Annotated in this window: 21 protein-coding genes; 15 read left to right on the top strand and 6 right to left on the bottom strand. The window is 38.9% G+C overall.

The features are described 5' to 3' along the window. The first annotated feature begins 19 nt into the window (after positions 1-19). The 5 genes from fsa to FL972_RS11810 all read left to right on the top strand — a co-directional run bounded on the left by fsa (position 20) and on the right by FL972_RS11810 (position 4,485). Positions 20-679, top strand: a complete 660-nt coding sequence (gene fsa, locus FL972_RS11790) for a fructose-6-phosphate aldolase (RefSeq protein WP_091655655.1) — start codon at positions 20-22, stop codon at positions 677-679. A gap of 50 nt (positions 680-729) precedes the next feature. Continuing rightward, the gene (locus tag FL972_RS11795; RefSeq protein ID WP_144605665.1) at positions 730-933 is read left to right on the top strand and encodes a fructose-6-phosphate aldolase; all 204 of its coding nucleotides are present in this window, start codon (positions 730-732) and stop codon (positions 931-933) included. A gap of 1 nt (position 934) precedes the next feature. Further along, positions 935-1,645, top strand: coding sequence for a cell division ATP-binding protein FtsE (locus FL972_RS11800; RefSeq protein WP_144605666.1), 711 nt, complete (start codon positions 935-937; stop codon positions 1,643-1,645). A gap of 63 nt (positions 1,646-1,708) precedes the next feature. Continuing rightward, positions 1,709-3,100, top strand: a complete 1,392-nt coding sequence (locus FL972_RS11805; RefSeq protein WP_144605668.1) for a S41 family peptidase — start codon at positions 1,709-1,711, stop codon at positions 3,098-3,100. Between the two features lie 158 nt (positions 3,101-3,258). Next, positions 3,259-4,485, top strand: coding sequence for a S8 family serine peptidase (locus FL972_RS11810; RefSeq protein WP_144605670.1), 1,227 nt, complete (start codon positions 3,259-3,261; stop codon positions 4,483-4,485). A 668-nt stretch (positions 4,486-5,153) separates the two neighbouring features. Here FL972_RS11810 and FL972_RS11815 read toward each other — a convergent pair. The 4 genes from FL972_RS11815 to FL972_RS11830 form a co-directional block, all read right to left on the bottom strand. Further along, a complete protein-coding gene (locus tag FL972_RS11815; protein WP_091655649.1) occupies positions 5,154-5,861 on the bottom strand; it encodes a tetratricopeptide repeat protein in 708 nt (235 codons plus the stop codon). A 26-nt stretch (positions 5,862-5,887) separates the two neighbouring features. Then, the gene (locus FL972_RS11820; protein ID WP_144605672.1) at positions 5,888-7,306 is read right to left on the bottom strand and encodes a CCA tRNA nucleotidyltransferase; all 1,419 of its coding nucleotides are present in this window, start codon (positions 7,304-7,306) and stop codon (positions 5,888-5,890) included. Continuing rightward, positions 7,303-7,773: a hypothetical protein gene (locus FL972_RS11825; protein ID WP_144605674.1), complete on the bottom strand. Its 471-nt coding sequence runs from the start codon at positions 7,771-7,773 to the stop codon at positions 7,303-7,305. The genes FL972_RS11820 and FL972_RS11825 overlap by 4 nt, the downstream gene beginning before the upstream one ends. 324 nt (positions 7,774-8,097) lie before the next feature. Beyond that, positions 8,098-8,499 carry a hypothetical protein gene (locus tag FL972_RS11830; RefSeq protein ID WP_144605675.1) on the bottom strand — a complete coding sequence of 134 codons (402 nt, stop codon included), beginning with the start codon at positions 8,497-8,499 and terminating at the stop codon, positions 8,098-8,100. A gap of 571 nt (positions 8,500-9,070) precedes the next feature. Between FL972_RS11830 and FL972_RS11835 the strand changes: the two genes are divergently transcribed. From FL972_RS11835 to lepB, 7 genes are all read left to right on the top strand, one after another. Next, positions 9,071-10,687, top strand: coding sequence for a CTP synthase (locus tag FL972_RS11835; RefSeq protein WP_144605676.1), 1,617 nt, complete (start codon positions 9,071-9,073; stop codon positions 10,685-10,687). Between the two features lie 32 nt (positions 10,688-10,719). After that, positions 10,720-12,519: a membrane protein insertase YidC gene (gene yidC / locus FL972_RS11840; protein WP_144605677.1), complete on the top strand. Its 1,800-nt coding sequence runs from the start codon at positions 10,720-10,722 to the stop codon at positions 12,517-12,519. Positions 12,520-12,808: 289 nt separating this feature from the next. Next, positions 12,809-13,588 carry a ParA family protein gene (locus tag FL972_RS11845; protein WP_091655643.1) on the top strand — a complete coding sequence of 260 codons (780 nt, stop codon included), beginning with the start codon at positions 12,809-12,811 and terminating at the stop codon, positions 13,586-13,588. A 3-nt stretch (positions 13,589-13,591) separates the two neighbouring features. Beyond that, a complete protein-coding gene (locus FL972_RS11850) occupies positions 13,592-14,503 on the top strand; it encodes a ParB/RepB/Spo0J family partition protein (protein WP_144605678.1) in 912 nt (303 codons plus the stop codon). 2 nt (positions 14,504-14,505) lie between these two features. Then, positions 14,506-15,114, top strand: coding sequence for a DUF5683 domain-containing protein (locus FL972_RS11855; RefSeq protein ID WP_144605679.1), 609 nt, complete (start codon positions 14,506-14,508; stop codon positions 15,112-15,114). Continuing rightward, positions 15,114-15,836, top strand: a complete 723-nt coding sequence (dapB, locus tag FL972_RS11860) for a 4-hydroxy-tetrahydrodipicolinate reductase (RefSeq protein ID WP_144605680.1) — start codon at positions 15,114-15,116, stop codon at positions 15,834-15,836. The genes FL972_RS11855 and dapB overlap by 1 nt, the downstream gene beginning before the upstream one ends. Positions 15,837-15,847: 11 nt before the next feature. Then, positions 15,848-16,921 carry a signal peptidase I gene (gene lepB / locus FL972_RS11865; protein ID WP_144605681.1) on the top strand — a complete coding sequence of 358 codons (1,074 nt, stop codon included), beginning with the start codon at positions 15,848-15,850 and terminating at the stop codon, positions 16,919-16,921. A 359-nt stretch (positions 16,922-17,280) separates the two neighbouring features. Here lepB and ung read toward each other — a convergent pair whose 3' ends face one another. After that, entirely contained in the window at positions 17,281-17,943 is a 663-nt protein-coding gene (gene ung / locus FL972_RS11870; RefSeq protein ID WP_144605682.1) for a uracil-DNA glycosylase, read from the bottom strand. Positions 17,944-18,006: 63 nt separating this feature from the next. On the opposite strand from ung, the gene apaG reads away from it, so the two are divergent. Both apaG and FL972_RS11880 read left to right on the top strand, forming a co-directional pair. Further along, complete coding sequence (gene apaG / locus FL972_RS11875) at positions 18,007-18,393, top strand: Co2+/Mg2+ efflux protein ApaG (protein WP_091655638.1); 387 nt, start codon at positions 18,007-18,009, stop codon at positions 18,391-18,393. A 2-nt stretch (positions 18,394-18,395) separates the two neighbouring features. Then, positions 18,396-19,175 (top strand): O-methyltransferase, encoded by a 780-nt coding sequence (locus FL972_RS11880; protein ID WP_144605683.1) that lies wholly within the window; start codon positions 18,396-18,398, stop codon positions 19,173-19,175. Here FL972_RS11880 and FL972_RS11885 read toward each other — a convergent pair. Next, positions 19,169-19,756: a class I SAM-dependent methyltransferase gene (locus tag FL972_RS11885; RefSeq protein WP_222116033.1), complete on the bottom strand. Its 588-nt coding sequence runs from the start codon at positions 19,754-19,756 to the stop codon at positions 19,169-19,171. The two genes, FL972_RS11880 and FL972_RS11885, sit on opposite strands and share 7 nt — an antisense overlap. A gap of 22 nt (positions 19,757-19,778) precedes the next feature. Between FL972_RS11885 and FL972_RS11890 the strand changes: the two genes are divergently transcribed. Then, on the top strand, positions 19,779-20,708 hold the full coding sequence (locus FL972_RS11890; protein ID WP_091655636.1) for a hypothetical protein: 930 nt from the start codon (positions 19,779-19,781) through the stop codon (positions 20,706-20,708). The last annotated feature ends 94 nt before the right edge of the window (positions 20,709-20,802 follow it).

The following is a 20,802-nucleotide window of genomic DNA, read 5'->3' on the forward strand; positions in this document are numbered from 1 at the left end:
CCCTTAAAATTACAACCCTATGAAATTCTTTATTGATACTGCCAATTTGGATGAAATCCGCGAAGCCTATGATTTGGGCGTTTTAGATGGAGTAACAACCAACCCTTCTCTCATGGCAAAAGAAGGAATAAGCGGAGACGCCAATGTAAAGGCTCACTATAAGGCCATCTGCGATATTGTAGATGATAAAGTGAGTGCTGAAGTCATTGCTACTGATTTTGATGGCATGATTAAAGAAGGAAAAGAATTGGCCAAAATTGATGATAAGATTGTGGTGAAAATCCCCATGATCAAGGAGGGCGTTAAAGCGATCAAATATTTCCACAGTGAAGGAATCCGTACAAACTGTACTTTGATTTTCTCTTCAGGCCAAGCTTTGCTGGCGGCAAAAGCCGGAGCTACCTATGTTTCCCCATTTATAGGGCGTTTGGATGACATCTCTTTTGACGGATTGGAGTTGATCGAGCAGATTGTACATATTTTCCAGACTTATGGCTTTGCAACAGAAGTACTTGCAGCTTCAGTAAGACATAGCATGCATTTAATCAAATGTGCCGAAATAGGAGCAGACGTAGTTACATGCCCATTGAAAGTAATTACCGGCTTGTTGAAACATCCACTTACAGATTCAGGACTAGCACAGTTTTTGGCAGATCATGCCAAAGCAGCAGGTAAATAAGCAAATTCAAGGAAGGAGGTTAATCTCCTCCTTCCCTACTTATACAAAATATGTATATCATTAAAGTAAAGGGAAAAGCAAAGATTCCTGACTACATCCAAATCAGAGACGAAAATTTCGTGTTGGTAGCTTATTTTAGAGCAGATAGACCCATGAAAAACATTGAGAAATTTGGATTGGAGGGGAAAGAAGAAGAGTTGGCAGCGCTGATTGAGCAACTGCCTTTTGGAAAATTGCAAAAACTGGAATTATAATATGGATTTTAGCACGCAGCCTGTACTGCAGGTAGAGAAAGCTACTATTTTTCAGGGTATTGATCCTGTCCTCACTGATGTGAGTTTTTCTGTGGAGCAACATGAATTTGTTTTTTTGATTGGGCAAACAGGAAGTGGAAAGAGCTCCTTATTAAAAACCCTCTATGCAGACTTGGCCCTTAAAAGCGGAAAAGTGGAAATAGCCGGTTTTGATCTGACCAAGGTTAAAACATCCGAAATTCCTTTTTTAAGAAGAAAACTAGGGATTATCTTCCAGGATTTTCAGCTATTCAATGATAGAAGCGTAGCAGAAAATCTAGACTTTGTCATGAAAGCAACTGGCTGGAAAGACAAAGTAAAAATCAAGGAGCGAATGGCCGAAGTCCTGATTCTCGTAGGTCTCAACAATGCTTCCTCCAAGATGCCCCACCAACTTTCGGGTGGAGAGCAACAAAGGGTAGTGATTGCGAGAGCTTTGTTAAATGAGCCTTCGATACTGCTAGCTGATGAACCAACAGGAAACTTAGATCCGGATGTAGCGGATGGGATATTCAAACTTTTTCAAGAGATCAATAAAAAAGGCACTGCAATCCTCATGGCAACCCATAACCATGAATTGCTTCGTAAATATCCTTATAGAGTTTTAAAATGCGAGGGAGGAAAGTTACTGGATAGCCAAACCCATAATGTCTCCTTCGGGACATCGTATTGATTTAGAGCGCTAAGGAAAAACATCTTAACGAATCCCTCGTTAATTTTGCACAACCAAATGATTATGAGACTACGAAAAATTTTCCCTTTTTTCCTTCTAGGCTTGATGACCATTTCTTTTTGGTCATGTAAGGATGATGAAGATACCTTGCCGGAAGTGGCTCCGAATTCCAATGAAGCAGTGAATCGCTGGATCAAAGAAGTTATGGACCAAGTATATTACTGGCTGGAAGACATGAAAACTCCTATAGCTGAGACATCTGACCCGGAAGATTATTTTGAATCCTTGCTATTCAGACCTACTGATAGATTTTCAGTAATTTTTCCTGATTACGAAGAATTAATCAATTCATTGAATGGAATCACCCTAGAAGCGGGATATGAGTTTATACTCTTTCGGGAAAGTCAAAACTCAGACAATGTCATCGCAGAAATCACTTACGTTAAAAAAAATAGCCCTGCTTCCTCAGCTGGCTTGAAAAGAGGTGATATCATTAGAACCATCAATGGTCAACAAATGACCGTCAATAATTTTAGAGAAGTGATTGGGGCGATATCATCCCAACATACCATTACTTACCTGAGATTTAACGAAACCAGTCAGGCTTTTGAAAATCAGGGGCAATTAGAACTCAACACCATACAGTTAGCTGAAAACCCTAATTTTCTTGATACTATTTATACTATAAATAATCAAAAAATCGGGTATGTGGTTTATCACTTCTTTGCCCCGGGACCGGGAAATAATAGTACAGCCTATGACCAGGAGACAGATGCAATCTTTGCCAAATTTAAGGCTGAAGGAATCAATCATTTAATCGTAGACTTTCGGTATAATGGAGGTGGATTTGTTTCCTCTGCTGTCAATCTTGCCAGCTTGATTGCTCCGGGGGTCGGCTCTACTGATATTTTCTCCAAGACCAAATACAATAGTTTTCTAAGCGGATTTGATGATTTTAAAAATGTCAGAACACCTTTTAGAGCAAAAACTCAGAATCTTGGTAATATTCTTACAGGAAATAGAGTGTACATCCTAACATCTTCCAGAACAGCATCTGCATCTGAATTAATCATCAATGGATTAAGACCTTATATGAATGTCTTTCTGATAGGAGATGTCACTACCGGTAAAAATGTTGGATCGATTCCATTTGATGACGAAGACAATCCGGAAAACCCTTATGGTATTCTTCCTATTGTAACGCAAAGTTTCAATAGTCAAGATCAATCTGACTATTCCAACGGGTTCACTCCCAATATCACAGCTAAAGAAATAGACGAAAGACTCAGACCTTTCGGCGATATCAATGAGCTTCTTCTTCGAACAGCTATTGCACAAATTACAGGCAATCCACCTTCCGGAAAATTTCAAAAGCTTGACCGACAGGACCTTGGAAGCACACTGGATCGAAAAGTCAGGGCAGGGACCATGATCGAAAAATTTGAAATGAAATAATTGTATTTAAGCCTCAAAAAATTGAGGCTTATTTTTTTTGGGCAAATTTTTCAAATTTTCATTAGGAATATTTTGCTTTTAGCCCCATATTAAAACCGTTTATTCGTTATAAACACCACTAATCCCTAAATTATTTTATTCAAACAATCAAAAGCAAAATGAAAAACCTCTGGAGAAAACCAGCAGCGTGCGCAGGAATCCTACTTGGAGCTCTGACATTTGCCTGTGCCCCTCAAGAAGAAAGTCCAGTACTTCAAAACGATGTGTTGGAAGTGATCAAGTACCAAAACGGTGATATTATCCCAGGGAAATACATCGTCAGATTAAACCCAAGCAATCTTAATTTTAGAAAAGGTACAGACTACGCAGCAAATCAGGCTGCCATGCGAAAAGTTGGAAATGAGTTATTGGCTAAATACAGAATCGCAGAAGCGAATTTGGGCTATGTATACGGAGATGCCATAGAAGGATTCTCTGTTGCCTTGACCGATGCGCAATACATGGAATTATCTAATGATCCTGCAGTACGCTTTATAGAGCCGGATAGAGTGGTAATGCTAGCCCCTCCTCCGGGTAAAGGACCTGGTGGAGGTGGAGATGGTGGAGGCAGTGACCCTGCTCAATCGACCCCATATGGAATTACGCGAGTTGGAGGCGGAGCTACCTACACAGGTACAGGAGTGGCTTATGTGATTGACTCTGGTATTGACGCCGGTCATCCGGATTTGAATGTGGATGTTTCTAAAGGCTTTAATGCATTTAGCAAAGGAAAAGACGGAAACTTATCTCAAGATGGAAATGGACACGGAACTCACGTTGCAGGAACCATTGCTGCTATTGATAATAACATTGGTGTAATAGGGGTAGCGGCTGGTGCCACTGTAGTCCCTATTAAAGTGTTGGACAGCAGAGGTTCAGGTTCTTATTCTGGAGTGATAGCAGGAGTAGATTTCGTAGCAGCTAATGGTAAAAATGGAGATGTAGCCAATATGAGCTTGGGTGGGCCTCCTTCATCTGCTTTAGATGCTGCGGTAATAAATATGGCAAGTAAAGGCATTAAAACCTCTCTTGCAGCAGGTAATGAATCTCAACATGCCAACAACTCTTCTCCAGCGAGAGCAAATGGAACCAACATTTACACCGTTTCGGCAATTAATAGCAATGATGTATTTGCATCCTTCTCCAATTTCGGAAACCCTCCGGTTGACTTCGCTGCACCAGGTGTTGGGGTATTATCTACTATTCCGGGAGGTTATGCAAGCTATAGCGGAACATCTATGGCAGCCCCTCATGTAGCTGGAATTCTATTGACTGGAAATCCTAGAAATGGTGGATCAGCTATTAATGACCCTGATGGAAATCCAGACACTATAGCAATCAAATAATACAGATAATCAACTTATTAAAAAGCGGCCTACGGGTCGCTTTTTTTGTTATTAGGCTAAAGCACCGGTCAATTTTTTCCACGCAGAGTCTATTAAAATCCTCCAAAAACAATTTCCACCAGTTTTAACTGGTGGTCAGCAGTATCAATTAAAACCTCTGAGGCTTTAGCCAAACCGGAAATGAATAAGGTTAAAATATCTTACTCCTTTTTTCTAGAATCATAATTTTATTGAAACAAACTCTTCTGTAGATAAAAGATTCTTGCATATACAGATGCAGATAGAAATCAATCCTTTGAATTTATATCATGAAACAAAACAAACCATGCTAACAAAATATTTATCAAAAAGATATTTTGTTCATTATCAAATCGTTAACATTTAAAAAGCGTTTTTAAAAAAATGGGAAATAATGTACTTTCGCAGATATGCAAGCGGTAGCAAGTTATGTACTTTTATTTTTGGTCTATTTTCTAGGTACCTTATCCCTCGTGCAGGAGGTAATTAGACCCAAAAGAATCCCAGTGAAAATCCCCGGAAAAAACGTAAAAACATTCGTTACCAATTACGCCAAGATCATTTTCTTGAGCTTTGGTATTTCTATCATTACCAGCACTCTGGCTTACAAACTTTTGCTATAAAAAAAACCAGCTTTCGCTGGTTTTAATTTATTGTGTCTTTTTTAAATTCTCTTTGGCCAATTCGAAATTCGGCTCCAGTTGTACCGCTTCCTGAAAAGCTGTTTTTGCCTCTGTCTTTGAACCCTTATCTAAATAAATCATACCCTTCAAATTCAAAGCTGCAGCTTTCATTCCAACCTCAATGGTCTCTGTTTGGCTTTTTGGGAAACCGATTTTTTCATCAGGCTTGGCATTTTTAATCAACATATTTGCCGAGTTCATCGCCTCATCATAGCGCTTCAATTGATACTGAAGAAAACCAGACTTGTATAAGCTGAAATTATCACCTGTCAATAGATGTAAACTTTCAAAATGAGGCAAAGCCCGATCAATCGCTCCTACCTGTTCCAAGGAATAAGCGGCTATTTCCAAAGCGCCTACATTCTTATCATTGATTTGAAGAATATCCAAAGCAACCAAAGCGGCAGAGGTAGATTGGCCTGTTTCGAAATACAGGGAACCCAAAGCTTCTTGAAACCTCAGATTTTCAGGGTTTCTGACAATTAAATTGTAGAGCATGGTTTTAGCCATCTCAGGATCGTTGTACCTCATGGCCAACTGATAAGCTGCCTGATCTTGGATGTTGAGTACACGCTTGGTTTTAGGATCCAGCTTGGGAATAGAATCATTGGAAGTTTGAGCATATAAGCCTTGAGCTGAAACAGCCAAAAGCAGCATCAATAATACTTGCTTCATTGTTTTACTAGGTATTTAAATTAGAATTATTTTTTAGGTGATAAGCCTTTGGCAATGGCAATTTCAAGCATCAGCTTTCTTGCTTCCTCAGGCTTGTTATGAATTTTGCCCTCCAATATAGCTTCTTTAATTTCTTCTTTGATATCTCCAACGATTTTTGAAGGCTTCAGATCAAAAGTTTCCATTATTTCTTCACCGCTAATAGGTGGCTGAAAATTTCTCACCTGATCTTTCTCCTCCACCTCCTGGAGTTTGCGTTCCACTTTATCGAAATTTTCAAGGTATCGTTTTACCTTTTTATTGTTCTTGGAAGTAACATCAGCCCTGCAAAGTTTCATCAAGTCATCTATTGCATCTCCTGCATCAAATAAAAGCCTCCTCAAAGCAGAATCAGTTACCTCATCTTTTACCAAAGCAATAGGGCGTAAATGAAGCCTTACCAACTTTTGGACATATTTCATTCTTTCGTCCATGGGAAGCTTCATCCGCTTGAAAATCCCAGGTGTCATTCTGGCTCCTTTATCTTCATGCCCATGAAATGTCCAGCCTACTTTAGGATTAAACCTCTTTGTGGCCGGCTTCGCTATATCATGCAGAATCGCCGCCCATCTCAACCAAAGATCTTCACTGACCGTGGCTACATTATCTAGCACCTGAAGGGTGTGATAAAAATTGTCTTTATGGGATTTATCATCTACAGAATCCACCCCTTGCAATTCGACCATCTCAGGGAAAAATTCATGTAATAGCTTACTCGCAAAAAGTAACTTAAACCCATAAGAAGGCTTGGGTGTCTGAATAATTTTATTCAGTTCTGTAAGGATGCGCTCAGCTGATACTATCTTCAGTCTATGGGCATTTTGACTTATCGCGTAAAAGGTGTCTGCTTCTATGTCAAACTCTAATTGAGCAGCAAAACGGATTGCACGCATCATTCTCAAAGGATCATCAGAAAAAGTAATATCAGGATCTAAGGGGGTTTGAATATTTTTCTTTTTAAGATCATTCAAACCATCAAATGGATCTAACAAATCCCCATAATCTTTAGAGTTAAGGGAAATCGCCATCGCGTTGATAGTGAAATCTCTTCGCTCCAGATCTTCCTGCAAAGTCCCATCCTCTACGATTGGTTTCCTACTCTCAGATCTGTATGATTCTTTCCTTGCCCCCACGAATTCCAACTCTGAATCTTCCAGCTTCAGCATGGCTGTTCCAAAGTTTTTAAAAACAGACAAAGGAACATGGTAATCAAACTGCTTCACTACCTCTTCAGCTAAAGCAATCCCGCTTCCCACGCAAGTAAAGTCCAGATCCTTACAAGGTCTACCTAAAATTAAATCTCTGACATATCCTCCAACCACATAAGTCTCTAAGCCCAGCTTTTCAGCGGCTTTGGCGACTTTTGAAAATATTGGATCTTGATCTAATTGGTTTTTAAAATTCATCCCTTGATGATTTTTACGTCTCCTTCAGGTCCTAAATAAAGCTCTTTCAAAGAAGGGCTAAACAATGGAAATAGTTTTTTGGTCTCCACTTCTGCAGGTCGATCACTTTCAAGTTGAACCAAAACAGGTTGAGAAATCTGAAAAAGTAATTTATTCCAATCGGGTTCACGGATTAATGAAAAACGGATTTTCTCCTCAACAGGCAAGCCTTCGGGAATTAAGATATTAGCGGGACTGGAATAAATAGTAGGCTTGCTTGCAAACTCAACGATATCCAGCGAAATTTCAGAAAATTGCTCTGAAACTGACCTAATTTGAAACAAATCAAATAATAGGTAGACCCAGTCAGTGCCCATCTCAGGTTTCCAATGACTAGCCTGCAAAAGAGTGATGACTTTGCCATTCCCCTCTTTAATTGATAAAAAACCCTGATCTCTAAATTGCTTTACAAAGACTGAATGATCCAAAACGCTTAATTTTTTTTACAAAAATAATCAGATTATTGAGAGTGCTTAGAAAACAAAAGGCAAAGGACTTCAAGCTCTACCTTCAGCAGAGGCAGAAAACTTATTTAAAAGCAAAAAATCTTAACTTTTGAAGGAGACAAAAAGCTTGTGCGTAGTATATAGCTAATAATAGATTCGTGGTAAAAAATAGGGATGGATTTTCTGAAAGTTACCTTCGTATTAACATACTTACATTAAATAAAAAGCTGTTTCGATAAGTGTTTTTGAAAAGAAATAAAAAAGGGTGGAAATACCACCCTTCTATTTTTTTTCCCAGTTGATGGATTAACCTCTCAACCAGTTGATGAAAGTTTGATAACCCACACCAATTTCTCTAGCAAAAGCAGCTTTGGTTTTCTTTCCAGCGGCTTCTACTTTTTTCCATTCTTCTATTATTTTACTTTTTTCCGCATCGGTGAAGGTTCTTCTTTTACCAGATCTTCCAGAAGAACTTCCGTTTATCAAGGAAACTAATTCATTGAAATCATTCATAAATCTGCCATCAGTAAGATATAAACCAGCGGATTCTAATTTCTTGATCACATTGTCTTTAGGGTTAACTGGAGTAACTGCAATTCCTCTTGCAGCAGCTTCATGAAGATCTATTTTTTTTCCGTCTGCGGTTACATAAATAAAACCTTCATTCTTTTTTAGGTCAGCAATAGCTTCTTTTATTAAATCTCTCATAGTAGATAATTTGTTGTTTTTTCTAAATGATTTGCAATATATATAAATTATGTATGTGTTTTTATTAATTACTAACCTAAACTTAAAAATAATATACTCAAACTCATTATAAAAGGTTTTAGTTCCTCCCTTTCTTTTCCTTTAAAATATTCGATAGTCACTTATGAAAAAATCATCAGCATAAAACTCAAATTTCCCCATACATATATATGCCTTTAAATTGATTTTTGAAATATAAACTCTAATCACTAGAGTTCAACCAAAAGTTAAATTGGGAACGAGCGGATTTCAATCTTCTCAAAAGCAACCTTTGAAGGTTGAAAATTATGAATGAAAATTTGATTGAAAAACCGAGACCTTCTCAGCTCTAAGCGAATCGTGGATGACTTTTGGAATCCAACCTCTAAAAACTCATTTTTTCTAGCTCTATTTCACCCGGATTTGTCTGAAGAATTGAAATATTTTAAAACCGTCCTGAATGATATTCCAAAAATCTCGGAGAGGTATCAGATAATTTTCCTAATTTTGAGCCCCATAAGAATCCAATCAAATATCATCTCTCACCATTCTTATGGCCTCACCCACAAAATACATATTTATTACCGGAGGAGTAACTTCTTCCCTAGGAAAAGGAATCATCGCTGCCTCATTAGGTAAATTACTTCAAGCGAGAGGTTTCACGGTTACTATCCAAAAATTCGATCCTTATCTAAATATAGATCCAGGGACGCTCAACCCCTATGAGCATGGAGAGTGTTATGTGACCGATGATGGTGCTGAGACCGATTTGGATCTTGGACATTACGAAAGGTTCTTAAACACTCCTACTTCCCAAAGCAACAATATCACCACCGGAAGGATCTATAATAATGTAATTACCAAGGAAAGAAAAGGTGAATTCTTAGGAAAAACTGTTCAGGTAATCCCTCATATCACAGACGAAATCAAGTCAAACTTCTACAAACTGGGGGAAGATGAAAAGTACGATGTGGTCATCACCGAAATTGGTGGTTGTGTAGGTGATATAGAATCCCTTCCCTTTATTGAAGCAGTAAGACAGGCAAGATGGGATCTGGGCCCGAACAACTTTTTGGTCATTCACTTGACACTTATCCCATACCTAAAAGCAGCCAAAGAACTTAAAACTAAGCCTACTCAACATTCTGTCAAGCAATTATTGGAAGCAGGTATTCAGCCGGATATTTTGGTTTGTAGAACCGAGTATCACCTTCCATCAGATGTTAAGAAGAAGTTGGCTTTGTTCTGCAACGTTCAGTTGAATAGTGTCATCGAAGCAATGGACGCTGACACCATCTACGACGTTCCTCTTTTGATGAAGAAAGAGAAACTGGATGAAAGAGTCATGTCCAAGCTTAAACTTTCCAGCAAACAGAATACAGACCTTGAAAACTGGAAAGACTTCCTGGGAAAACTTAAAAACCCCACTCAAGAAGTAAATATCGGTTTGATTGGCAAGTATGTTTCCCTGCCTGATTCCTACAAATCCATCATAGAAGCATTTACTCATGCTGGAGCTTCCATAGAATGTCATGTCAATTTAAAATTGATTTCATCCGAAGAGATCAACATGGATAATTTTGAGTCCAAGCTGAAAAATCTGGATGGTATTCTGGTTGCTCCCGGATTTGGTGAAAGAGGGTTTCAAGGAAAATTGGAAACCGTCAGATATGCCAGAGAAAAGCAAATCCCATTTTTTGGCATTTGCCTGGGGATGCAAGTTGCAGTGATCGAGTATGCAAGAAATGTCTTAGGTCTTGATGACGCAAACAGCACTGAAATGGATCCACAAACCAAAAATCCGGTCATTGCTCTGATGGAAGAGCAAAAGAGAATAGACCAAATGGGTGGAACAATGAGATTAGGGGCGTATACTTGCGAACTGAAAAAAGGAAGTAAGTCCTATTCAGCCTATGGAAAGGTTAAAATCCAGGAAAGACATAGGCATAGATACGAGTTTAACAATAGCTATTTGGAGCAAATGGAAGAGGCTGGCATGAAGGCTACAGGAAAAAATCCTGAAACCGGATTGGTAGAAGTAATTGAAATCAAAAACCATCCTTGGTTTGTAGGCGTTCAATTTCATCCTGAGTATAAAAGTACTGTTTTGAATCCTCAGCCACTTTTTGTCAGGTTTATTCAAGCAGCTATTGATCATAAAGTAAAATAACTAGTTAAATCCTCTCTTGAGGTATTATAATTATGGATAAAAATCAAGCGACAGGTTTGATCCTATTTGCGGCGGTAATCCTGATCTATTCCATTTTCTTCGCAAGTGGTCCGGAAGTGCCCGTGACAGAAAACGAAGTGGCTGTTCAAACGGTGGACACCGCTTCAGTTGCAAGCCCAGAGGAGACTCCGGTTTTGGCAGAGAATGACAGCATCGTTGAAGCTGGGAAAGTTGCCAAGTTTGGAGTATTGGCGGGTATGACTCAGGGATCTGAAGAATTAGTCACTCTCGAAAATGATAAAGTTTTCATCAGCATCTCCTCTAAAGGTGGCCTGATTAAAGAAGTTATATTAAAAGAATATAAAAATTGGACTCAGGAACCTCTAAAGCTTCTGGATGAGGAATCCTCCAAAATGGATTTCTCTTTGGAAACTACCAGAGGTCCAGTTTATTTAAGCGACTTTTATTTTACCCCAAATGTATCTACTCAGCAGAATGACGAAGGTGAGACAGTTCACATTCTAACATTAAGCGCTGAAACTTCTAACGGCAAAATCACTCAAAAATATAGCATTACTGATGGTAGTTATGTAGTTGAAAAGAGTTTTGCAATAGAGCGCTTTTCCGGAGTATTTACTTCCAACGCGGTTCAGTTCAGCTGGGAAGATCAGGTAAGAGCTCATGAAAGAGATCTTGCAGAATCCAGAAGAAAAACTCAAGTCAATTATTTCACTTCTGCGGGCTCTTACGAAAATCTAGGAGTGAGTGATGATGCAGAAGCAGAGGCAGTTGCTGAGCCTGTAAAATGGATTGGTTTTAGCCAACGATTTTTTACTGCAGGAATTATTGCAGACAAGGAATTTCAGAATGTCAACTTAAATCAAAGCACTCCTTCTGACAGCCTTTTTGTAAGAAATATGGGGGCTAATTTTAGCCTACCACTGGAAAATGGTGCCACTTCTTTCAGCTATTATTTCGGACCGGATCAATACAAAACACTCAAGCGAGTAACCGATGGCTTTGAGAAAAACGTCGACATGGGCTACTTTTTCGTAAGCTGGGTGAATAAATACATCATCGTTAATCTCTTCGAGTTTCTGGAGAAGTTCTTTGACAACTATGGTGTGATTATCATTCTAATCGTATTGCTCATCAAACTTGCCCTATCGCCACTTACCTATAAATCTTATATAGGAATGGCTAAAATGAGGGTGATCAAACCGGAAATTGATGAATTGAAGGAGAAATACGGAGATGATCCAACTAAAATGCAACAAGAGCAAATGAAGCTTTTCTCGAAATTGGGGGTCAGTCCAATTTCAGGATGTCTTCCGCTTTTGCTTCAAATGCCTTTCCTATTTGCGATGTTCTTCTTCTTCCCAAATGCAATCGAATTAAGACAAGAGTCTTTCCTTTGGGCTAAAGATTTATCAACCTATGATGAGTTTATCAAGCTGCCGTTCACCATTCCGTTTTATGGTTCCCATGTCAGTTTGTTCACCTTATTGATGACAGTTTCTCAAATTGTCTATACTCACTTTAACAATCAATTGACTACAGCTACCGGCCCAATGAAAAATCTGGGATATATCATGCCGGTGATGTTTATGTTCATCCTGAACTCCTACCCTGCCGGACTTAGTTTCTACTATTTTGTATCAAACGTGGTAACTTTTGGACAGCAGGCTTTGATCAAACTATTTGTGGACGATGAGAAAATTCGTCAGAAAGTAGAGGAAAACAAGGTGAAAAATGCCAATAAGAAAAAATCCAAATTTCAGCAAAAATTGGAAGAAGCTATGAAGGCAGCAGATAGCAACAGAAAGAAATAAGATTGGGCCTTCGGGCCCTTTTTTTATAACTTGGAAAAATCAGGTTTGAATTATCAAATTTGATCAAGAAAAAAGAATTGCAACAATAAAGAAAATTTAACAGGCAAAAACTCAAGACTTTCCTCAATTATTAAACCTTTGTAAATCTGAAGATTACCCCTTCTTTTTCGAAAGAATAAAAACAAAAAACGACTTCAATTGTCATGGTGCTTTAATTAAAAAAAGCAATAGACAAGGATAAATAAGACTGGAATTTGCTTAATATTGAGATTAAATTTTAAACTAAACCATGGGAAAAATTATTGCTATTGCCAATCAGAAGGGAGGAGTTGGAAAAACCACCACTGCCATGAATTTGGCTGCCAGTTTAGCGGTGCTGGAGCATAAGACCCTGGTCATCGACGCAGATCCACAGGCAAATACTACTTCAGGATTGGGGCATGATCCTAAGTCCATCAGTACAAGTATCTACGAATGCATGGTGGATGGAATTGATGTAAAGGAAATCATCATCAAGACAGAGATCGAAAACTTGGACTTGGTTCCTTCTCATATCGATCTGGTGGGAGCTGAAGTAGAAATGATCAATATGGATAACCGGGAAGAAAAAATGAAGCATGTCATTTCTTCGCTGAAAGATCTCTATGATTATATTATCATTGATTGCTCTCCTTCTTTGGGATTGATTACCATCAACGCACTAACCGCAGCAAATTCCGTGATCATTCCTGTGCAGTGTGAATATTTTGCATTAGAAGGATTGGGTAAATTATTGAACACTATTAAAATCATCCAAACCCGTCTCAATCCGGATTTGGAAATAGAAGGCATACTGCTTACCATGTATGACATGAGGTTGAGACTTTCCAACCAGGTGGTTGAAGAAGTCAGATTGCATTTTAAAAACATGGTTTTTGAAACAATTATTCCTCGAAACGTAAGACTTTCCGAAGCTCCAAGTTTTGGGATGCCCGCCATTGCATTTGACGCCGATGGAAAGGGAGCAGTTGCATATTTAAACCTGGCCAGCGAAATCGCAGAGAAAAACGGCCTTCAAAAAGTAAGTTAATCCATGGCTGATCAAAAACCCAATAGAAAAAAAACTGCCCTCGGAAGGGGTTTAGGAGCTTTGCTTGAAGACAGCCCTGCCAAAAATAAATCCGAGGAAATTTTACCAGAAGTAATCAAAACGGGGATATTTGAAATCCCACTGGATCAAATACAAGTCAACCCATACCAGCCTAGAACTTATTTTGATAAGGAGGCTTTGGCGGAGTTGGCAGAATCCATTAAAATTCAAGGTATCATTCAGCCTATCACTGTTCGTAAGCTAGATCAGGACGAATACCAGTTGATTTCCGGAGAAAGAAGATTTCAGGCTTCCAAAATTGCAGGTCTTGAAAGAGTACCAGCCTATGTGAGAACAGCCAATGATCAGCAAATGCTGGAAATGGCTTTGATTGAAAACATTCAGCGGGAAAACCTAAATGCTCTTGAAATTGCTCATTCCTACCAGAGACTATTAGCTGAATGTGACCTAAAGCAAGAACAACTTGGGGAGAGAGTAGGTAAAAACCGGACCACAGTTAATAATTACCTTCGACTTCTAAAATTACCGCCTACGATTCAGGCTGCCATCAGAGATCAACAAATCTCCATGGGTCATGCCCGTGCCCTCATCAATATTGAAGATGTGGACAAGCAATTGGCTATTTTCAAAAAGACAGTTGAAGAGGAGTTGAGTGTAAGAAAAGTAGAAGCTCTGGTAAAAGCTTTGAACGAGGGAAAACCAGAGAAAAAAGAGAGCTCTAACCTAGATCCAGTTCGTAAATACGAGCTCAATAAGATCCAGCAGAGATTGGCCTCCCATTTTGGCACCAAAGTGAATCTCAAAACCAATGAAAAAAACAAAGGCGAAATCAAGATTCCTTTTTCCTCTGCTTCCGATCTGAATAGGATTCTGGAAATATTGGAAATAATTTGACCGTGAAAAGACCTGCTTTTTTTTCACCACCAAAATTCAAATACCCATGGATCATCCTGGGTCTTTTGCTTTTTAGTGCATTGTCTTTTCAGCCTCTCAGTGCCCAGAGTCAAGGTCAAACTGAGGAGCAAAATCAGCGGGATAATGACAGACCCAATTTTTCTTCTCTTCCAAAAAACCCTAGAAAAGCAACCATACTATCGGCTGTGATTCCGGGAGCTGGGCAGGTTTATAATGGAAAGGCTTGGAAAGTTCCTATTTTATATGCTGGCTTTATCACAGATATTTATTTCATAAACTTTAACAACAAGCGGTATCAGGTTTTCCGTCAAGCTTTATTTAATTTGGATGATGGCGAACCGAATATCTTCCCAAATCTGAACCGACAAGCCTTGGTTAGAAATGTGGATTATTGGAGAAGTAACAGAGATATGACCATTTTACTATTGGGAGCTATTTATGCACTCAATATTATAGATGCTAATGTGGATGCTCATTTATCAGGTTTTGATATTTCAGATGATCTGGCCTTGGGAATAGAGCCGCATTTTGAGACCTTTTCTGCCCAAAATCAATCCTTGGGCGTAACTTTAAAGTTAAAATTCAAATAATGAACATATTATTACTAGGATATGGTAAAATGGGACAGCTTATCGGAGAAATAGCTGAATCCCGAGGCCATCACCTCGCAGGAAAGATAAACATTGATAACCGAGAAGACCTTGATCAGCTCAACCCCTCTAACGTGGATGCTGCTATCGAATTCAGTCAACCTGAGGCTGCTGTAGAAAATATCAAATGGTGTCTTGAAAAAGGAATTCCTATCGTATCCGGCACTACAGGTTGGTTATCTCAAAAGCCTGAAATCGAAGCAATGACCAAAGAGAAAAACGGCACCTTTTTCTATGCTTCCAATTTCAGCATTGGTGTCAATGTGTTTTTCAAGGTAAATGAATTCTTGGCAAAGCTGATGAATGAAACCTCTGGCTATAAAGCTAGCATAGAGGAAATACATCATACCGCTAAAAAAGATGCTCCTTCAGGAACTGCAATCACATTGGCAGAAGGGATATTAAACAATAACAGCAGTCTAAAAGACTGGTATTTATTGGAAGGAAATGGAGAAAAGGAAAATGAATTGCCTATCGTCTCCAAACGAATTGACCCCGCTCCCGGGACACATATTATCAGATATCAGTCTGAAATAGATGATATTGAAATTAGCCATACTGCCCACAGCAGGCAAGGGTTTGCCCTTGGTGCGATTTTGGTTGCAGAATGGATTAAGAATAAAAAAGGAGTACTTTCTATGAACGACTTTCTGTCTTTTTGATCAATTGAAAAATGAGTACTAAAAAACAAAAGAAATCAGCTGCCCGAGAATGGGTAGACGCCTTGGTATTTGCAGTAGTTGCAGCAAGTTTAATACGCTGGTTATTACTGGAACCGTTTACTATCCCTACCGCTTCAATGGAAAAATCCCTGCTAGTTGGTGATTTTCTTTTCGTAAGTAAAATGCACTATGGAACCCGAATTCCTAAAACTCCATTGCAAGTTCCACTAACACATCAGAAAATTTGGGGGACTGAAATCCCTTCTTATTCTGATGCCATTCAGCTCCCTTATTATAGATTACCCGGCTTCTCCGAGGTTAAAAGAAATGATGTGGTAGTTTTTAATTATCCGGTAGAATTTCAATATCCGAATGATTTAAAAACCAATTATATCAAAAGAGCGGTAGGTGTACCGGGGGATGTAATTGAAGTCAAAAATGGTGATTTGTACGTGAACGGTGAACCAGGAATGCACCCTGAGGAAATGCAATTTTCTTACGATGTGATTGCTAGTCGGCCTTTAAATCAGGACTTTTTCAATGATTATGGAATCAATCCGGATAGTTACTGGGCTTATACAGATGGAGCCGCATATGGAGTAAATGCCACTGACGTAGTGATCGAAAGGCTAAAATCATCGCCACTTATTACCAGCGTCACTAAAAGAATCAGAGGTTTAGGAGCCGAGAGAGGTATCTTCCCTGATGAAAGCAAACTTGCATGGAACAGAGATCAATTTGGTCCTTTAACCATTCCAGGAGAGGGAATGACCATGGAAATGACGCCCGATAATGTGATTCGCTATGGTTCAACCATCAAAAATTACGAAGGATTGGATCAGGTAGAAATCAGGGGCGAGCAATTATTTATTGATGGAAAGCCTGTAGACTCTTACACTTTTACCCAAAACTATTACTTCATGATGGGAGATAATAGACATGATTCTTTGGATTCAAGATACTGGGGATTTACTCCGGAGGATCATGTGGTCGGCAAAGCTTGGTTCTTGTGGCTATCCCTAGACCAATTTGAATCCATGTTCAATAAGATCAGATGGAGCAGAATTTTCAAAGGAATTGATTAAGGATCAAAACCTATCAAAAAAGCCTCGGGATTTAGATTTCGAGGCTTTTTTGTTGGAATTGGAGATTAGAGACGAGATGCGAGAGGCAACAGACTAAAAGCTAGAGACGAGTTGAAAAGATATAGGAATTACAAACAGCAAAGAAGACTCTATCCTCATTACACTTTAAAAATATTGAACATCGAATAATAAATAGCGAAGTATTTCTGGGCAGAGTAGACTTAATTCTAATTCGAGACCTTTTAAGCGAGCCCAACGATGAACGGTGCCTGCCTGCCGAAGGAGGGAACGGTGAACTGTTATTGCTTTTTACTCAATTCCACAATTACTCAGTTACTCAATAACCAAATCCGCTCCCCTCACCAATTGATAGGCCTGATCCCTTTGGAATTCAAATACTCATTAGCTTTGGAGAAATGGCCACAACCCAAAAAACCACGATGAGCTGAAAGTGGACTTGGATGTGGAGCTTTTAGAATCAAATGCTTATCAGAGTCAATCAACAGCTCCTTTTTTTGAGCATAGGCTCCCCAAAGTAGAAAAACCACATGTTCCTTTTGATCGCTGATTGCTTGGATCACTGAATCGGTAAATTCCTCCCATCCTTTTTTCTGATGAGAGCCTGCTTGATTCGCCCTAACAGTTAGAGTGGCATTCAGTAAAAACACTCCTTGTTTTGCCCACCTAGACAAATCTCCATTAGCTGGCATATCTTTCCCTAAATCCGCTTTAATTTCTTTGAAAATATTCAAAAGACTTGGTGGGAAAGGAATACCTGGCTTCACGGAAAAGGAAAGACCATGAGCCTGGCCTTCTCCATGATAAGGGTCTTGTCCTAAAATCACTACTTTAACTTGATCAAAAGGACAGTAATCAAATGCATTAAAAATTTCTTTCCCTGGAGGATAAACCTTGAAGGAAGAATACTCGTCTTTTACAAACTGAACTAGCTCATGAAAGTAGGCTTGCTGAAAGACAGGGGTTAAAATTTCTCTCCAGCTTGTTTCAATTTTTACATCCATTAGTAATTTTATTGATATTCAAAGAGTTCATTGTATATTTGCTAACTTTTAAAGGCTATAATAATGGTAACTGCAACCACCAACGGAATAGAAGTAAGTGTTGAAGTGACATATCAGGCTGAATTCTCCAGCCCGCTTCAGCATCATTATGTTTTTACTTACAAAGTAACCATTCAAAACAAAAGCGCACAAACTGTTCAATTGTTAAGAAGAAGGTGGGAAATTTCTGATGCAGCTGAAAACACCAAAATCGTAGAAGGAGAAGGAGTAGTTGGTCAACAGCCTACCCTTGAGCCAGGTGAAAGTCATTCTTACGTTTCCGGATGCAATTTAAAGTCCGGTTTGGGAAAAATGAAGGGCGTTTACACCATGCAAAAACTTTTTGATGGAAAAATCCTGGAAGTAGCCGTTCCCGAATTTCAAATGATTGCCAATATTTTCCACAATTAATTTTGTATAGGAAGTTATTTCCACTCCTCGCATATTTCCGATACTGGTTAACAAAAGAAGATAAGCACTCTCTTCAAAGTCCTTCTGTATTTCAAATTTATACCGGTTTAAAAAGTTTTGTTCAAGAAAGAAAACAGCAGGATCTTGATTTAGAAGACTTACGAAAAGAATTTCTTAGCAGTAAATCATCAGTTCCTGTACTGGATCTAGGTGCCGGATCCAAAAAAGTAAATGGAAAGACCAGACCTATTTCAGAAGTAACTAGGTATTCAACAAGTTCCAGAAAGTTCAACCTGCTCTATCAATACTTTGTAAGTCTGACTCCTGCTAAAAGAGTGTTGGAATTAGGAACATGCATGGGTATCAATACCCGGTATTTAAGTCGAATCTGCAAAGGAGATGTTTTTACATTTGAAGGGTCAGAAGACTTATTAAATGTGGCTTTTGAGAAAGACCAGCCCCAAAACCTGCATACTGTTTTAGGGGATATAGCTCTAACCTTACCTGAGTTTTTGAAAGAAAATACTCCTATTGATTTTGCATTAATAGATGCCAACCATACTTATGAGGGAACCATCAATTCATACAATTTAATCAGTCAACATTTACAAGCTTCCAGTATTGTCGCAGTGGCTGATATCTATTGGTCGCCGGAAATGCAGTCCGCCTGGGAAGAAATCAAAAGCCGAAAAGAAGTGACACTTAGTCTGGATTTTTATGAATGCGGGATTTTGATTTTCAATTATCCTGGTAAAAAATCCCACTACGTACTCTCCTACTGAGGAGACAGATTGATGAAAATCTCATTTCCTCTTCGAGGGGCAATGGAATTAATGCAAAGCTCCAGCTTGTGAATTTTAAAGTATTTTGAAAAAAGCAATTGGTATTCCTCCAGACTTCCACCAAAAGGAGGCCCTTGTTTTGAAAATTGCACTCCAAATAACAGACCTATCAAACGGCCACTAGGCTGAAGTAATTCGAGCATCTTTTGGCAATAAGCCTCTCTAAGTGCTGGATCCAAAGCACAAAAGAAAGTCTGTTCCACTATCAAATCATATTTTCCTTCGTGCTGAAAAAAATCTTGGTGGAAAATTTGAGCTTGGGGAAAATTGGGGTGATTTGTGCTAAATTTTGTTAATGGATCTTTTGAAATATCCAGAATATGTGTGCCTACAAAGCCCTGATTCCATGCATAAGCGGCCTCGTAGGCATTTCCTGCACCCGGAATCAGTATACGGCAATTTTTATTCTGAATTTGGTCTAAATATTGTACTATCGGGGTAGATGGATAACCGATGTCCCAGCCGGTGTAGCCTTGTCTATATCGCTCTGTCCAAAAGTCTTCATCTAATTTAATCATCATACAGCCCTATTAAGTCAAACACATGAACAGCAATTTTGAAAAAGAATCTAGCCAAAAAAAGGATCAGGGAAAAAATATTATCATTATAGTCCTTGTTCTCTTGGTTATCATCAGTGGAATTAAATTATACACTGATTATGTTGACCGAACCAAAAAAACGGAGGAGATTCTGCTTCTCTCCACCGAAAACAACGAATTAAATCAAAGATTAGACTCTGTAACTTATCAATTGAATCTCAGAATTCAGGAAATTGAAAAATTAGGAGGAGATATCGCTGCCCTAGAGCAAGTTAGGGATCAGCTGATTGCAGAAAGAAACTCAGTAAGACAAAGAAGCGCCAATGAGATTGCTGCTTTGAATAAGAAAATCAACAGCTACTCAGGCTTACTTGAACAGAAGGATCAGGAAATTCTCGAATTGAGAGCCATGAATCAGCAGCTTTATGCAGAAAATCAGGATCTAAAAACTACTCAGGCACAGATAGAGGAAGAAGTAGCCCAGCTCAATATCCAAAAGGAGAATCTGCAGGCAAAAGTCAATGTGGCTTCCATGCTGAAAGCTGAGAACATCGAAATTGCCGCTGTTAATTCCAGGGGAAAAGAACGCGTAGAGACTACCAAAGATTTTAGAAATCGTCAGATAGAGAAGATCAAGGTAAGTTTCAATTTGGCAGATAATAAGGTAGCTGAAAAAGGTCCTAGAAACGTTTACGTTCAAATCATGGCTCCTAATTCCCAGCCAATCTTTGACGTAGCTAAAGGATCTGGAACTTTCCGTGTCAATGGTGCAGAGCAGTTTTACACGGTGAAGCAGGATATCCTATTTGAAAACTCTGGCGAAACCTTGACATTCTTCTACGAAAAGGGATCAGATTACACTTCTGGCGATCATGAAGTAAGAATTTTCGTGGATAATTACTTGGTTGGTTCCAAGACTTTCAGCGTCAAATAAGAGAACTTATTTCAACTCAAGCCTCTTCTTCTCGGAAGAGGCTTTTTTTATGCCATCATGCCATTTAAGAATAGATATTCATTTGGATAACAGA

The organism is Algoriphagus algorifonticola, assembly GCF_007655305.1.
In the GTDB taxonomy this organism is placed as follows: domain Bacteria; phylum Bacteroidota; class Bacteroidia; order Cytophagales; family Cyclobacteriaceae; genus Algoriphagus; species Algoriphagus algorifonticola.